The organism is Gracilibacillus sp. YIM 98692 (genome assembly GCF_010993965.1).
In the GTDB taxonomy this organism is placed as follows: domain Bacteria; phylum Bacillota; class Bacilli; order Bacillales; family Amphibacillaceae; genus Gracilibacillus.
On record NZ_WIXM01000004.1, the window covers coordinates 46937 to 62856 of the forward strand.

The window sequence follows — 15920 nt, forward strand, 5'->3', positions numbered from 1 at the left end:
GAGAGTGCTTTATTCGTTTTCATGCTTTTCTATTGATTCCATAACATCTAATACGGATGTCTCAATGACATGTATAGCATGTGTGGCATCCTCTTCACGATGATGCCCCCCTTTTATGGCTTGAAAAGAAATTTCCATCTCTACTTCTAACCCATCTTCATATTGGAATACAACATCTACCGTATTAGTTTCTGTTCCGAATTCACCTTTATGTGCTTTATATCCAATAGCACTTAACGTCTTGTTTCGAGTTATAGCATTCATCATGTTCTTTACAACTTCTTCTTTGTCGGTATTATCGAAGGAAAATAAATCCTTTGAAAATTGTTCAACTAAAAAAGATTCTATAAAAAAATCAACTTCATCTAACATAGCTGTTGCAACCATATATTGAACCGTGTTCCTTTTCGTATGATATTTACTCAAAGGATTTTCTTGTTGTATATTTAAATAGTTGTCTTCAATTTGATGCTTATCTGTAAATTCATAAATACTCTCTTCTATGTTTTTTAGCCTATCAATATCTTGTTCTATGTCTTGAAAAGTATCATTCACGTCAACCTTTTCCATTCCATCACCCTGTAAGTATAAAAAAAAGACTGACCCTATGAATATAAATAAGATCACAATAATATAAATAAAGCTTTTTCTACTCATGATTAAACGGGAATATACTGTCGGCTATGAACAGCATATTCCCTCTCTCCCTTCCATTTATTTTAAAAAGGAACATAAAGGATGGGGTCCATTTTGTTCGATTTAGCATTATTCCACGAGGGTGAATGTACTTCAAAGTGTAAATGAGCTCCAAACGACTTACCTGTATTCCCCATGTATCCTAAAAACTCCCCTTTGCTTACCGTGTCTCCTACATTTACTGCACGATTTTTCATATGAGCATACACTGTTTCAAACGTCGTTCCTTCTATTTGATGTGTTATAATAACCCAGTTACCATAGCTTGATGATCTGTCGGATAAGCGGACTACACCAGAAGCGGATGCTACTATGGGGACATCATGACTTCTGCCATTTTTCCCAATGTCTATACCATTATGAAAACTTCCTCCATTAAAAGCACGATAACCAAAAGTAGAAGTGACACTGCCTGTTGCTGGTCGCATAAACGCTCCATCAGATACAGGAGGAACATCGTCCATATCAGGTAAATATGTCGCTTGATTTTTATATCTTTCTGCCCTTTCCAGTACTTCGTTCACATACCAATTAGCATGGTTATAATTAAATATAGCTTTTCTCGGATCTTCATTATATCCACTAGATGCAAGGTAATTAGCAGCAGTATGAATCGCATCTTCTGTGTCCCATGGATCTGCAATGCCATCTCCATTCGCATCTACACCATATCCACCACCATTACTAATAACGGTAGGATCAGTTATATCAATAGTGTACGTATCGACAAGACCGCCTCCAACATCATATTTCCATCCAGACCATGTTGCCGGTAAAAATTGCATCGGTCCAATGGCACCTGCCCAAGATATCATACTATCAATGGAATTGAACCTTGTTTCTTGAAAGTGAACAGACGCTAAAACATACCAATCCACCCCATACTTCGCTTCCGCCTCTCTGTAAAATGTCATGAATTCTGGAACAATACCTTCTCCTGGTTGAATAATTCCTTGAAACCCAGAAAAGTTATTACGAAACGCAGGGTCATTTTGCACTAGCCAATTAGTATAATTACTTTCTCCGTCTACAAAAGCAAAGTTCGCATCTACTAACATTTTATCCGTTTTGGAGTAACCAATGGAATTTAAAATATTATCCAATGTAGTGTAATCTTCTCTTTCCTCTGTATCTACTTCAAAACGTTGATGTCGCGTTGCTGTTCGTATTATCACTTCAATTTCTCGAGTCCTTTCCTCTGTTACGGTATCATGTAAGGTAATTTCTTCTTCTCTGTAATCCATAAAAGGAACTTTCATACAACAAACAGTTTTAGGAACATCCACGTAATAGGTTTCTTCCACTTGGACCTCATACGTTTCTGTAATAATAAACGGCCATTGTGGAATAAATTTAATCCTTTCCCTTTCTTCTGTTACCCATCGAGTTCTTTTTTCTCTAACAGTCACTTCGTATTCTATATCCCTATAATTGGTAAAAGGGATTTCGATTGTTTCCGTTCTTTTTATGGGCACTTCTACTTCGTAAGATTCTGTTTCATAATCAACCGTTTCTTCTATTTCCCAATTAGTGGTATAAGGTGTATACGTAAAGTGCTTAGAGCCATTCCAATAGTCAACAGATGTAACCTTTGAAACCCAATTATCCTCTCGAACAGGTTCTGAATAAGGTTCGCAATCACCATCACGACAAACTTGTGTTTTCGTTTCAGTCCATTCATTAAATTCATCGTACATAAATTCTGGTGCTAGCGATGTCGACATTTGGTCAATGACGTCGTATACATCAACACCTTCTTGCATGCTTTCTATTTGTATAACAGAGGCAATTAACTCATTCGGTACACGATATTGTTTTTCAAATGAATTGTTCATGTTCACTGTACTATTTGCTTTTTCTTCAATATATTTCTGAATAGATCGTTCGTCTTCGGTCATTTCCTCATCTCCAAAACTAAAAAAGAAGGTAAACAGGAGAGAAAGGATAATGACAAGAACAATAACACCTGCAGCAATTAATAAGGTGGGAACTCCAATAGATGATACGCCAACGGCCAATACCTTCAATAAAACAGTAACACCTTTAGCAGCTGCTTTGGCTGCTAGTTTGGCGCCTTTTTTTAGTGCTTTTTTTGCTAGCTTTTTCCCTTGCTTCTTGACTTGATGTTTCGCTACGTCCTTCACAACCGAACGATTTTTTGGTTCCTGTTGTTGATTAGGAGATGGTAGTGGCATTACACACTACCTCCCAATCCCTTGTAACGCATTTTTTCCATTTTACGTCGTGATTTTGCTCTTTTATTTTCTTTATTGGGTATCAAATCATCTGCTGTTGTAGAGGTATGGTAATCTACTTGTTGTTTTTGTTCATTTGTAGTAAGACGATCTTTCACCCATCGTTTATTCTTGACTGTATATCCAGTCTCACGGACTTCGTTCGGTTGTAATCGGGCATCCCCATTTCCATAAGGAGAAATACGATAGTCTTCTCCAGTATTTTTGTCGGTCCCTACCATATAGCTAGTATCCCTTGTTACAACCATTCGGACATTTTGTGTTCGCTTAACCACTTGCTCTTGTTCAAACGAACCTTGATCTACCGCTTGATTTAATGGTGGTGCTTCATGAACAATTGGTTTTGTCTTTCCTCGATTATGATTTGCTACTAATCGATTTGGGTTGACCCTTACACTTCTATTCGTCGGAACAGCATTCCCACCTGTATCATATTTGAAAGCTTGGGATGATTGGGATAGCTGACCATTCTCTATGGTCATATCTTGATAGACAACATCTTTTTTCTTTAGTCCACTATCTCCAGACCCATAACGGGATACTATTCTAGTTTGCCCCGCATGATCTTTCACTTGGAGATGAGATTGATCACGTGTGGTCACCATTTGTACTGCACCTGGTGATACTTGTTTATTTCCAAACTCGTCGTCTGTTTTTTGTGCCATTTGCTCAATCTCAGCAACTTCTTTTACTTCAGATGATTGACGAACAGCCGGATTATAAGGATTATGTTTTGCTCCAACTTGAGCCATTTTTTGATAGCCGCCTGCTCCGGTTACGATACCACCCGCATAAGCCAGTCCGTGTGTAACAGCTTGTTGTTTATCTAAAACATTTTTTGGAGTGTGTGATAGGAATCTATCTTGTATTCCTTTAAATACCCCTTTTGTACCACTCCCTAATGCTTGCAAACTAGTTTCACCTTGATGTTTAGCAGAATGGTAGGCACCAGAACCATCTACTTTGATCCCTTTTAATGAGCTAGCAATTTTAGTGTCCATAACAAAGTTACCAGCACCTTTTACTCCGTCCCCTACCACACCTAGAGTGGCCCCATAAGTTCCAGTAGCGGTTCCAACTAAGGCTCTTGCTCCACTTGCAGCAGCACGTCCCATTGTACTATCCCCAAATACATTATTAGGCATTACACGAGAAGGCAATTCTATCGAAGTTGGCATTTTTTTAGATACGTCTGTATGGTTTTGAGCATATATTTGGCCCTCTTTTTCCTGCCATGCTTTAGATATTTGCTCATCATTGTCAATACCACTATCAGTTTGATCTTTAAAAAACTGTTTTTTTGCCTCTGCAGTTTTTACCGTTGCTAACTGGGAAGCAATATAGTCATTATTCGCTGTTTTCCCAAAGTTGCTTACTATTTTACCTACTTTCACTCCTTTTGTTGCTTGTTGTGCTTGTACCAAATAGGACTGTTTTTCAGGTTGATGATTGACGTCATATTCTTTACCGATATCTTGATCTGTCTTTAAAGCATTAGTTTGATAGTCTTTCACAAATTGTTGTTTATCATTGTGATCTAAGGTTGTTGCAACTTGATTTGCAAAACCTTCTTTGGAAATTGACGCTTGATCAATATCCTTCCCTTGCGCTTTACTCATATTGTTTGCAACTTGATTGGAAGCTTGTGCAAATTCCTGACGCTTGCCCTGTACTTCTTTGTCCCAAGCAACATCAATATCCTCTTTGGTACTGTTAGGATTCTGCACTTTATAGTTACGTTCAAAGTCAGCTTTATTCGCCGTTGCCCATCTATCCGTTAATTGCTCCGTTGATGCGTCCGCAAGCTGTTTCGCATTCGGTTGATCTTCTCCTGGTTTGGCATTTTGCAATGCACCCATATATAACTGTTTATTTCCACTATGTTTTTTGTCATACATTGCTTCTATTTCATCACGAGAAGCATCTGGATTAAATTTACTACGATAATCTTTTACAAATGCTTCTTTGTCTTGTTCATGCGCAGCATTGGCTACGTTATTTGCATAGTCTTCTTTGGATATATAAGCCCTGTTTAAATCCAGCCCATTACTCATTTCTTCTGCAGTATTTTTAGCCAGTTGTCCAAACTGATTTTGTTTATTAGTAACTTCTTTATCCCATGCTTTTTGTTTGTTAGACTCATGTTGTTTTTTATCCTCTTTAGATGCATTAGCGGGAACTGGATTATTTTGGTCGTAATCTTGCATAAATTGTTCTTTATTATCTTTCGCCCATTGTTCAGTCATAGATTCCTGTGTTTGATCTGCTAACGACTGGGCGTTAGCATATTTACCATCATTCTTTCGCATCGCCCCTACATAACCTTTTGCTTTTTCAAGATTTTCTGCCTTTTTAGCGGAATATTCTTGATTCCACATATTTTGAAGGGTTTCATCATCCGCGTCTGTAAAGGCTTCACGGTTACGTTTCATGAAATCTTCTTTATTTTCTTCTCCCCATTTTTCCGTTTTGGATTCTGCCAAGGAGTCAGCTAGTTTTTCATCTGCTAGATCCTTCGATTTAAAGGAATTTTTAAAGTTGTCTGCAAACTTTCCACTGGATTTTTTACCGAGTGCCGATAAACCTTCTACTCCTGCTGCACCTACTCTACCTGCTACACCAGATACAGCTCCACCAACACCATATCCTAGCGTAGAACCAGCTATTGCCCCACCTGGTCCCATTGCTGAACCAGCAATCGACCCAGCTGCTCCAAAGACGGCTTTCCCCATCTTGTTTGTTATTTCACCGGGTTTTAGCATACGCTCAGCACGAGTCGTGGTACCAATGTCAGTTCCTGTATTGGCCCCAACCGTTTTCTTTACTTCTGGATCAGCATCGTTTCCATCTGAACTGTCAGCAGAACCGTCTTTTCCTTTTTGAGTACCGTTGTAAGCACCTTTTAGTGTACCCATGACCGATTTGTCGGTAAAGGCTCCTTTTGCAGCCCCATACACACCTGCTAAGGCTCCCATTCCCATCATGGCACCAGCTTTACTCATAGTAGTGGTCATACCACCACCCATACCCAATAAAGAACGGATGGCTTCGGATGTTGGAATAAAAATGATGAATAGAATGGTGTTCGTGATAAAATCACTCTCACCGGATAGCGTAATTAAACTAATCATCCAAAAAAGTGAGGCATGTACAGACTGAACCATAACCGTACCCACAAACTCCTTAAACCAAGCCATGGTGATTTGTTTCGTTTGTGGAATCAGGTATAAAGCTAGCATTAGAGGTCCGGTTATCATTAAGATTAATAGACTAATCTTACGCATTAAATAATAAAAGTTAGCCCATACAGTTAGACCTAGTAATACTAAGCCAATTAATAAGAAACCTATGACACCGTTACTAGATGATATTTCTGATAGTTCCATCAATTCATCCCATGTAGTGGGCATTTCAAAGAAACCTTCTGAATCTGCTTTAAAAGCATTCACAATAGTGTAATTGATCCCAAAAACGATGGTGTATAAGGTACTTAAGTTAAAAAACAAAATTGCAACAATCGCTAAGTCTTTCATAAAAGCAAAGACAAAGGTACGGTTAGCAGGGTTAATCCCAGCGGAACCAATCTTCATTCCACCAAAGACTATCCCTATTAATATCCCCGTTACGGCCATTGCTACAAAGACATTCATACCTGGTTGATAAATATCAAATATCTCTTCACGAGTGAAAATACCATAGGCTAATTCCGTATCGCCATCTCTCCCATATATCCATCCATGAATACCTCGTAGATTACTAAACGGAGCGACAATCCATTCAAACATACTTCGAAATATTACTTCTATGATATCCATTACTTTATCTGTCAATTACATCACCACCGTTCTTGCTGACGTTGCATTTCTTTTCTTTGTAGCATTTGTTCTAACACTGCTTGATTCGATTCAATAAATGTTAACTCTTCTTCACTCGGATTCGTTTGTAGGTAGACGGAACTCTTACCAACTCGTAAAATTCCCTCGCCCTTGTCTGGATTTCCGAATAAAATATCTAATTCTCCTTCAGAAAGATCGAAATTCTCTCGTACTTTCTTTTCATCAATCTTATTCTGTTGCATAAACAAAATAGAAAAAGTAGCTTGCAAAATCCCCCTTGCTTTTGGATTTTCTAGTATTCTCACAAAATCCTGGGAAGCCCAACATAGCCCGCAATTGCGTTTTCGAGCACGTCTTGCTACTTTCTCAAAAAATGTAACGGTTTGATCGTTATCAATAAACTGCCATAATTCATCGCAATAAATATATTTTTTCTTGGTGGCATTGTCCGAGTTTTTGGCGAAATATTCCCATAAATAGTTTAGAATGACATGATAGGCGATAGGTCTCAAGAAGCCTTCTTCCATTTGACTAATATTAAAGTTTACTAATCTAGCACTATTCAAATCTTGTGGATTCCCTTTACCAAGAAAAGTCTGGCCATCAAAAATAGGCTTTGATCCATCACGTAAAAAGGGACGGATAGCAGCGATTAACCGTTCTGCTTTTCTTTCTTTTTTATAGTGTTTAATAAGATAATGATATATATCAGATATCGTTGGTTCCGGCTTTCTCACCTTTGACTGAATCAATTCTCCATCAATTACTTGTGCCTTTTCTTGATATAATGAGTCAGGGTGTGAGGTCATTTGTAATTGTTCCTCAAAAACGTATTTCATCGCTTCTTCCGTATAATTTCGTTCAAACACATCTAACCCATCATCTTCCCCATTTTTTCCTCGAATGATGATATCAAAAAAGTTTAATATTTCATTTTGTTTTTCTTTAAGGGGAACAAAACGAATATATTGCTTTCCATTTTTCTCAACAATCTCTCGCTTATCTTCATCATCCAGCCAATCCATTTCTTCATCTTCTTGAGTTAAAGGGATATCTGTTGGACTAATGGCACATGGATTGATGCATATTTTTTCTTCTTCACTGATATTGAGATTAATACCGCCCAATCGTTGGGTAAGTTTTGTCATCTCCCCTTCTGGGTCAATAATGGTGGACCATACATTGGCTCCGCTTGTTTCCCTTGCGATTTTTAATTTCATCGCTAAGGATTTACCCGAACCTGGAATGCCTGTAATCCCCATATTATAATTTTCTGGTCGGAATTCTTCTGTCCCAAAACTATTCATAAATTCCAATTGTCCGGTGATTTTATTGATCCCAATGGGAACACCACCTATGTATTTACCACTTCCGCTAATAAACGGGGCAAATGTTCCTAATGAACGACGATCTAAGTTTCGCAATGAATCATTCAAAAGGTTCGTTCCAATTGGCAAGGAACTCTTATAGCCTTTCTTCACTCGACTCCATGACGGTGCCAGCTTAATAAAACGAGAGGACATTTCATCTTCTAACATTTCACTATAACTATCTAATTCTTTTTCTGATTGAGCATAAAGCGTTCCTAAAGTCGAAACATTATACCAATCGTTTTCAGAAAATTGAATTTCAGCCATTAACTGCTCTGTATCAAATATTTTCGTTTGAAAATCTTGTTCTTGATCGATATTACCTCTTTTACGTTGGAAGGCTAAACTAGATTGAAGGGTAGTTAATTGCTTTTGTAATGCTCTCATGGCATCTGATTTTTTCACTTTATGAACATCAACCACAACATCCATTTCTCCACTATTCGTGAGGGAATATAGCCAGTTGGTTTGTAACTTTCGCGGGTAGCCATCCCTAGGTATATACATTGGTCGAAAATAGGTTTTCGTTCCTAAAGATTGTTTCAGTACACCATAATCTTCTGCATTGATGGTCATGCCATCGGGAGATATTAGATCCCATATGGTTGGTTTATCATATAATTGAGTATGTAGCTCTTCTTCCTGATTTGTTTCTTCTTTCTCTTCTTTAGCTTGCTCTTTCTTCTGTATTTTTATTTTCTTTATTTTCTTCTGCTGCAGCTTCTTGGAGTTTTTTATCTTCTCCCATAGCTTCATTCTCGATTCCCTCCTTCACAAGTTCGATAAAAGCATCTTCCTGGTCTGCTGTTACATAAAGGGAGGTCATTTCTTGATCGACCATATCTCTGAATCGATTTTTAACTGCTTTACGTCGGTTGAAAGTGTAATATAAAAGTTCACCTAACCCTTCACTTGTAAGTAAGTCTACTTTCATACGTGCTTTTCTAAGTTGCTGTTTTGCCGTGTTATATCGTCTGAAGAGTTCAGCAAATGCCTTCTCAACGATTTTTTGTTCTAATTCTTCTGTATTTTCCGCTGTAATATCGGATGCTTTCACCTGGTGTGTCCATACAATATACCGTTTCGTTTCAAAACGTGGCTGTTCCTGTTGCCATCTCACGAGATCATTCACCATACTCTGCCCATACTCCAAAGCATTCTTCGATAGATCCTCTGCAATTTCCATATTTTTTTGCATTTCTTGAATGGGTTCGGTCAAATCAATATATCTATTCTGTAAGTAAAATTGCACATGATAATCAATCTGAGCTAACCAATTTTCGAAATCAGCATCAATGGCATTTTGTTCATGATCACTCAGTAAGAAGTAGTTCACGGGGTCAACCTCTGCTATTAAGACAAAGCGATTGTCTTTGTAGCGCAACATGTGATTATCTATTTCTTTTACTTCACTTAGAAATTCTCGAAATGTTTTGGGTTCTTCATCCGGTTGAATAAGGTGTTTATTTTGTTTTTTACTTTTGCCCTTTACATTTTGCTTTGCCAGCTTATCAGGGTTTGGTTCCTTCCAGGGAAGAATCGGCTTTTTCTCCATCACTCGAGCAAAAATATAAATCGCAATACCGAATGCTCCCATTATTAGTACATCTGACATTTATTTTCCTCCTTATTATTTTGATCCTTTCCTCCACACTCCTATTTCATTTTTATAATTTAATTTGATTAGTAAATAATGATCATAATAGAGGTTATATTTTTGTTTTTTCCTAAAAGCGAGCAAAAGTATAATGGTGGCTACTGGAAGACCTGCAAAAAAGCTCATAAAAAAGCCAATTATCCAATGGGGTGCTAGTTGAAATACAGTTGGTACGTAAGCGTATATTGTAAAGGCTCCTGCCACTAGATAAATTAGCTGTCGAGGGCTCATGATACCTAGAATAGTTTTTTGCTCACTGGACATATCGATTGGTACAGTTACTTTTTTGGACATCTTTTGATCCCTTCTTTCTTTATAAGTGAACCCCTCTCGTTAAAGAGGGGTTCATGGTATTCTTGTCTATGCTCCAAAGCCAGCAATCCAGCCAGCAATGTCATAAGCTTTCATAATGACCCATCCACCTACGAATGACATAGCAATACCAATAAATCCTTGTGTCCTTCCTTGTGGATTCCCTTGCGCTCCAGATAACTTTGCACCGGCAAAGATTAAACAGCCGATGATCCAGAAACCTCCCAGTGCCATGATAAAATAAACAAGGGAACTTAAGTCATCATAAATACCACTATTTTCGATGTTTCCATCGGGAGTAATCCCTGCTTTTTCCCAAGCAGCATAGGTTTCATCTGGACCTACCAATAACCCCAATGAAAACACAGTAGCCATCATAATGAATGGCGGGATCCATGTTTTTAGCTTCATTTTGTTTGCCCTCCTCTATAATTCATAAAATTTCATGGGAATAAAAAAACCCGAAAAAATCACGAAATACACGCACGTATGGCGTGTTCATGATCTTTTCGGGTCTTTCCCGGTGAATTTATGAAATTTTTTCTAATCATAGCTTATACAATTTTCACCATAAATGCAAGTCATTTTTTTCCTAATATAACGAATATATGTAATCAGAAAATGATCTTTTTATACTTTTTCTAAAAATGATTTAACCATCCCAATTGTTAAGTGACAATAAAGTTGCTTAACAAACGCCAGTCATGCTATTTAACAATCGGGCCAGATTGTGGAGGAACATACCTCTTCATATATGGATATTTATGTTAAAATCGAATGAGATTGTGAAAAGATATACTTAAACTCTAACGGGATGCAAGAGTTAAACAAGACAAACTTTGCTATTGATGGTCTTTTCTTTTTTGATAAGTTATTAGAATATTATGTTAATATAAAATGTAAAGATATTAAGTTAAACGCAGTTATTATATGAAGGTTTTACATATAAAGAACCTATAACTTTGCATAGGGGGGGAAGAATTTGAAACTTAGACAAATGGCTGGTGAAATGAATGTATATTCGCATAAACCTGAAGGGTACGAGTGTCCATTTTGTCGTATTGTTTCAGGTATTGAGAAAAATAATAAAGGAACGAAACAAATAGACATTATCTATCAAAATAAATATGTGACTGCATTTATTGCAAGTAAATGGTGGCCAAACAACAAAGGGCATGTTCTTGTAGTTCCTAATGAACATTTCGAAAACATATATGAACTTACTTCAGAAATGGCTGCTGAAATTCATCGTGCTGCTCAAATGACAGCGTTTGCTATGAAAAATACTTATGAGTGTGATGGTGTTTCTACTCGACAACATAATGAGCCTGCTGGAAATCAAGACGTGTGGCATTATCATCTTCACGTTTATCCGAGGTACGAAAACGATAATCTCTATCTAACGAAAGGTTCTTATACTGAACCAGATGAACGTCCTTTCTATGCAGAAAAGTTGCGTTCGTGGATACAAGAGAATGTTTAATGTCATTATTCGAAGAGTGGTAAATTTACAGGGAGTTGCCAATTAAATGCAGCTCCTTTTCCTTATTGTAATAAATAGCCGAATAGTGAAACAAAACCAAACAATAGTAAGAGGAGGGTTGGTTTGAATTCCATTAAAAAGCATATGGTTATGTCACAAGAAATAAAAATGGCAAAAAGCAAGTGTTGGTTTTTCAACATCCAATAGCTGAAGCTGGAATCCAAATACCTAAAGGTACAGTAAAAAATGGAGAAGATACATTTAATGCAGTTATTAGGTAGATTAAAGAAGAAACTGGATTGAGAAATTTTTCTGTTGATCATTTAATTGCTGAAGACTTTTGGGAGAACGATGATGGTAAGATACATAATCGATTTTTTTATAAGTTAACTGTTAACGATGTCGAAGATAAATGGGATTATCAGCCGACTGGTGGAGGCGAAGAAGAAGGTCTAACTTTCCATTACTTTTGGATTTCTTCTGAAAATGAAGTTGAACTTATTCGAGGACATGGAGATTATTTAAACCTTATCTTCAACTAAAGGGTTGCGAAAATAGAAAAATGAACTATTATGGAGGGCGAAATGACAAATATCAAGGGATACACTTGTAGTTGCTGCGGAGAATATCACGAAGAACTTCCTACGAGTTACGGGAATCCAGCACCAGTTTATTATTATTCTGTTGCAGACGGAGAACGTCAGGATAGATTTGAACTAGATGAAGACTTATGTATTATGGATAAACAACACTTTTTTATTCGTGGTTGTATAGAAATCCCAATAATCGGAACAGAGGAACACCTAATATGGGGTGTATGGGTATCTTTAAGCGAAGCTAATTTTAATAAAACAAAAGAACTTTGGGATAAACAAGAATTATTGGAACCAATGTACGGTTGGTTATCTACTGCTTTGCCCTGTTATCCAGATACCGTGAATTTAAAAACGAGGGTACAACCTAGACCCAATGGAATTAGACCTTATATTGAACTCGAACCAACAGACCATCCTTTGGCAGTTGAATATAGAAATGGAATTACAATTGAGCGCGTACAAGAGATAGCTGAAGAGTTATGTGTGAATAAAGATAATTAATAATTAAATTTAGCTTGTTATTAAACTATTGGATGCGTTTCTAGAACAAGCAGGAACGCTTATTTTATTAGTAAATGAATAAGGGTTGTTAAATTTTACTTGAGTAAGTAGAGAATGCTTTTTGTTATGATAGTTCATGAGGTGAATTAATTTGAAACTACCGAAATGTAAAGAATGTGGTCATCAATTTGGTTGGAAGGAAATGATAATTTCGCAATGGCGTAACGGTGGGTTAAAAGAAGTACAATGTAAGATTTGCCATACAAAGTTTACTATAAAAAATTCATTATTTCTTTACTTACTCCTTTTTATGGGACCTATTGTAATATCACATTTAGTGTTAAATAAACATTTCATCACGAATGATGTATCATTAACTCCTAAGAGTTTATTAATGGAACTAACACCATTATTAATTATTTTTATAATGATTTCTCTTATCTTACCTTATATTGCGAAATTAGGAACGCCTATAAAAAATCAATAACTGATATATTACTGTAAACATATTGATAAAATTTGTGAGAATAGGTTTGTTTCTTTAGCGAAGAATGGCAACTCCCTATTGTGCTAAAAGAGCAGTAAGATGGATTTTCAACAAACGGGTGGCGTTACTTGAATAACGGTAATGCTCGTTCTTTTGCAGAAAAAGCTGGAACAGATGGGATTATAATTGACATATTAAGTAAACGGGATTGGGTGAAATTATGGATGAACGAAAAATACTGTTACAGCAAAAAATTAAAGTTAACAAACAAAAAGGTCAGAGAAAAATATTAGTGGATATGCTACCAAAAGATTTGTCCCATGTGATAGAAAATTCCGATTTAATCACTTCCCCAGAATTAGAAAAAGTCTTAAATTCAGTTCATGAGAGATGGAACAATGAATTACATACACACGATTTTATTATTAACTATGAGAATCACAGAAAGGAGTTTAGTTGGGGACAAGAAGTAATACAGTTCGTACAGGGAATAACCATTGCTGAAGAGCAGGTTTATTTATTTTTAGGTATATCTGATAGCCCCATATTTCTTGTAGACGGAAATTGGGTAATAAAGAACTTTAGAGTTCTTTGGCAAAGCATAAACTATGAGGATGTATGGATTATAGGTCAAGATTTCAATTATGGCGTACTTGTTTCATGTTATGGAGGCTATTTAGAACATGACCCAAACCCTAAAGAAATTTTTTATGCAATTACTAAATGGAATGATGACTAGAGTTTATTCAGCTAAAGGGGGCTATTAGGGAATAAAACCTAGAATTTTAAACGACTTTATTATTATTATTTTTTAAGTTTGGTGAAGTGTTTTTTATCAAAGATTAAACAAATTTTTTTTAACTCCGTCCTTATTTTGGACGGGGTGATGCGTGTTTACGGTTTTAAAATTAAATATAATATCATTATTGTCATTCTACACCAATATAAAAAGAAGCCCTCAACCACGTTAGAGGACTTAAAACAATGATTTAAACTGAGGAATTTTATGTTGAAGTAAAAGGTCGTCTATTCCAACTCCGTCTTCCTCATTCCAAATGACCATATTTACATGGTATTTTTTTTGTTGTAACGTTTTGATGCAGTACATCAAATGCTTTCTTACATGCACGTTGCTCACTACATCCGCATCAAAACACATATTGACTTCTTCTACTCCCATGGCTTCTAGTACTGGTAATACAAGCTGCCAAGCATTAATTCCTGGTAATGCAATAAATGTATTGCCATACATTTGCATTTCTTCAGGCTCTAATAACTCTTGCAACAAATCGGCAGCAATATCACATTTTAAAGCTCCTTCCGACAACCATATTTTCTTTCTCTTTAACGTTTCCCCTTCTTTCCATTCTTCTAACTGTTTAGACGGAATGGATACATGGACAGGTGCTGGGTCGCCACTGCTTGTTCCTTTCTCCCTATTAGCGGAGGAAAGCCAGTAATAACGATTTCCTTTTTTTAATGTTACCCAACCAAGAAAATTGTCTTCTTGAAATACGGTTATCGTTTGTTTCAAATCCATCTCTTGTTCGAGAATGATCTCCCCATCATATAAGATTTGTACAAGGTTTGGTTGTTCCTTCACTACCGCTCGCAACCCTTGTTTATGTTCCTTCACATGAGCTACATTTGGCGGGTTATCAATACGATATTGAAAACCAACAATTTGCTTTTTTTCGTTTCGATATGGAATTAAAATACCATCACGCCCCGCAATACTCCAGAATGCACCGTATTTACCGTTTGCTTTGAAAAACCCCGGTACTCCTTTTAAAGGCACATTTACTTCCTCTTGTATCTCTTTTACAATGTTCCACGGCTTATTTGGAAAAGAACGATATTGCCTTCTTTCTATCTGATCATCGTTTAACCTTCTTTTAGCCGATGTAAGATGGCCAAAATGATCATCGGTCAAGGCTAATTTATCTAACATCACTGTATACACTTCATGTAATTGACCTGCAGCAAGTTTCTTTTCACTTCTCGCTTTTACCTCTTGTGATTTTATTTTGCGACGCTTTTTATCTCCATTTAGAAAATGAAGATATGAAGGTAAAGCAGAATTTTTACTAAAAGGGCGGTCACTACTCGTACGAATACAGGCAACCATTTCCCCATCTTTATGTTGCATACACCCTCCTACGTGCCCACAAATCGGGCAGGAAATGCGATAAAATTCAAACCAACCCTTGATTTTCGTTGCACGCATATCTTTACTCATCTTATCCTCTCCTTAACTAATACAATTCTTGAATCGTCTTTTGTCTAATGGTGGCATAACGGTCTTAATAACGAACTGATAACGACCATCTTCTCCTACGACAATAACGATAGGATTGTGATGGGTATCCTTTCCTTCGATCACATAAATTTCGTTCGGTCTTTTTAATTGCGGATGAAACCCTTGTTGTATTTCTACAATTTCACCGGTCATAATTGCACTGATGATATCGCTTTTGGTATATCCTCGTTTCTTCAACCGCCCTTGCTTGTGAGCCTTCTTAGTTTTAATCACGATAGGCTTAACATGATCCGATAATCGAATATAGCCAATGCCCATCATTAAGGTTTTTTTCATCTCTTTTAATTTCATTTTATAGTGTTGATTCATTCCCTTTCCCTCCTTTAGTAAATAAAAAAAGTGGCCTTTAGGAAGGATGTCGTGTCACTCCAAAAAGAGTGCAGATAACCTGATCCTAAAGACCACTT

The 15920-nt window shown here is 36.7% G+C and carries 14 protein-coding genes; 5 read left to right on the forward strand and 9 right to left on the reverse strand.

All coding sequences use genetic code 11. The features are described from left to right. Positions 1-9 precede the first annotated feature (9 nt). From GHD00_RS06010 to GHD00_RS06040, 7 genes are all read right to left on the reverse strand, one after another. Positions 10-570 carry a hypothetical protein gene (locus tag GHD00_RS06010; RefSeq protein ID WP_163537251.1) on the reverse strand — a complete coding sequence of 187 codons (561 nt, stop codon included), beginning with the start codon at positions 568-570 and terminating at the stop codon, positions 10-12. A gap of 149 nt (positions 571-719) precedes the next feature. Beyond that, positions 720-2891 carry a peptidoglycan DD-metalloendopeptidase family protein gene (locus GHD00_RS06015; RefSeq protein ID WP_163537252.1) on the reverse strand — a complete coding sequence of 724 codons (2172 nt, stop codon included), beginning with the start codon at positions 2889-2891 and terminating at the stop codon, positions 720-722. After that, a complete protein-coding gene (locus tag GHD00_RS06020) occupies positions 2891-6781 on the reverse strand; it encodes a TrbL/VirB6 family protein (protein ID WP_163537253.1) in 3891 nt (1296 codons plus the stop codon). The genes GHD00_RS06015 and GHD00_RS06020 overlap by 1 nt, the downstream gene beginning before the upstream one ends. Positions 6782-6786: 5 nt before the next feature. Continuing rightward, positions 6787-8913: a VirB4 family type IV secretion system protein gene (locus GHD00_RS06025; protein ID WP_163537254.1), complete on the reverse strand. Its 2127-nt coding sequence runs from the start codon at positions 8911-8913 to the stop codon at positions 6787-6789. Continuing rightward, on the reverse strand, positions 8825-9772 hold the full coding sequence (locus tag GHD00_RS06030; protein WP_163537255.1) for a hypothetical protein: 948 nt from the start codon (positions 9770-9772) through the stop codon (positions 8825-8827). The genes GHD00_RS06025 and GHD00_RS06030 overlap by 89 nt, the downstream gene beginning before the upstream one ends. Before the next feature lie 15 nt (positions 9773-9787). Next, entirely contained in the window at positions 9788-10108 is a 321-nt protein-coding gene (locus GHD00_RS06035) for a PrgI family mobile element protein (RefSeq protein ID WP_163537256.1), read from the reverse strand. 66 nt (positions 10109-10174) lie between these two features. Further along, a complete protein-coding gene (locus tag GHD00_RS06040; RefSeq protein WP_163537257.1) occupies positions 10175-10537 on the reverse strand; it encodes a hypothetical protein in 363 nt (120 codons plus the stop codon). A gap of 571 nt (positions 10538-11108) precedes the next feature. Here GHD00_RS06040 and GHD00_RS06045 point away from each other — a divergent pair. The 5 genes from GHD00_RS06045 (at position 11109) to GHD00_RS06065 (ending at position 13932) form a co-directional block, all read left to right on the forward strand. Beyond that, positions 11109-11609: an HIT family protein gene (locus GHD00_RS06045; RefSeq protein WP_240468613.1), complete on the forward strand. Its 501-nt coding sequence runs from the start codon at positions 11109-11111 to the stop codon at positions 11607-11609. A gap of 299 nt (positions 11610-11908) precedes the next feature. Then, positions 11909-12151 (forward strand): NUDIX hydrolase, encoded by a 243-nt coding sequence (locus GHD00_RS06050; RefSeq protein ID WP_240468615.1) that lies wholly within the window; start codon positions 11909-11911, stop codon positions 12149-12151. Between the two features lie 42 nt (positions 12152-12193). Continuing rightward, entirely contained in the window at positions 12194-12706 is a 513-nt protein-coding gene (locus tag GHD00_RS06055; protein ID WP_163537258.1) for a DUF2199 domain-containing protein, read from the forward strand. A 151-nt stretch (positions 12707-12857) separates the two neighbouring features. Next, positions 12858-13193, forward strand: coding sequence for a hypothetical protein (locus tag GHD00_RS06060; protein WP_163537259.1), 336 nt, complete (start codon positions 12858-12860; stop codon positions 13191-13193). Positions 13194-13413: 220 nt separating this feature from the next. Beyond that, positions 13414-13932 carry a hypothetical protein gene (locus tag GHD00_RS06065; protein WP_163537260.1) on the forward strand — a complete coding sequence of 173 codons (519 nt, stop codon included), beginning with the start codon at positions 13414-13416 and terminating at the stop codon, positions 13930-13932. Positions 13933-14169: 237 nt separating this feature from the next. Here GHD00_RS06065 and GHD00_RS06070 read toward each other — a convergent pair whose 3' ends face one another. Further along, positions 14170-15432: a DUF3854 domain-containing protein gene (locus tag GHD00_RS06070; protein ID WP_163537261.1), complete on the reverse strand. Its 1263-nt coding sequence runs from the start codon at positions 15430-15432 to the stop codon at positions 14170-14172. A 12-nt stretch (positions 15433-15444) separates the two neighbouring features. Further along, the gene (locus GHD00_RS06075; RefSeq protein ID WP_240468616.1) at positions 15445-15822 is read right to left on the reverse strand and encodes a DUF4258 domain-containing protein; all 378 of its coding nucleotides are present in this window, start codon (positions 15820-15822) and stop codon (positions 15445-15447) included. Between the last annotated feature and the right edge of the window lie 98 nt (positions 15823-15920).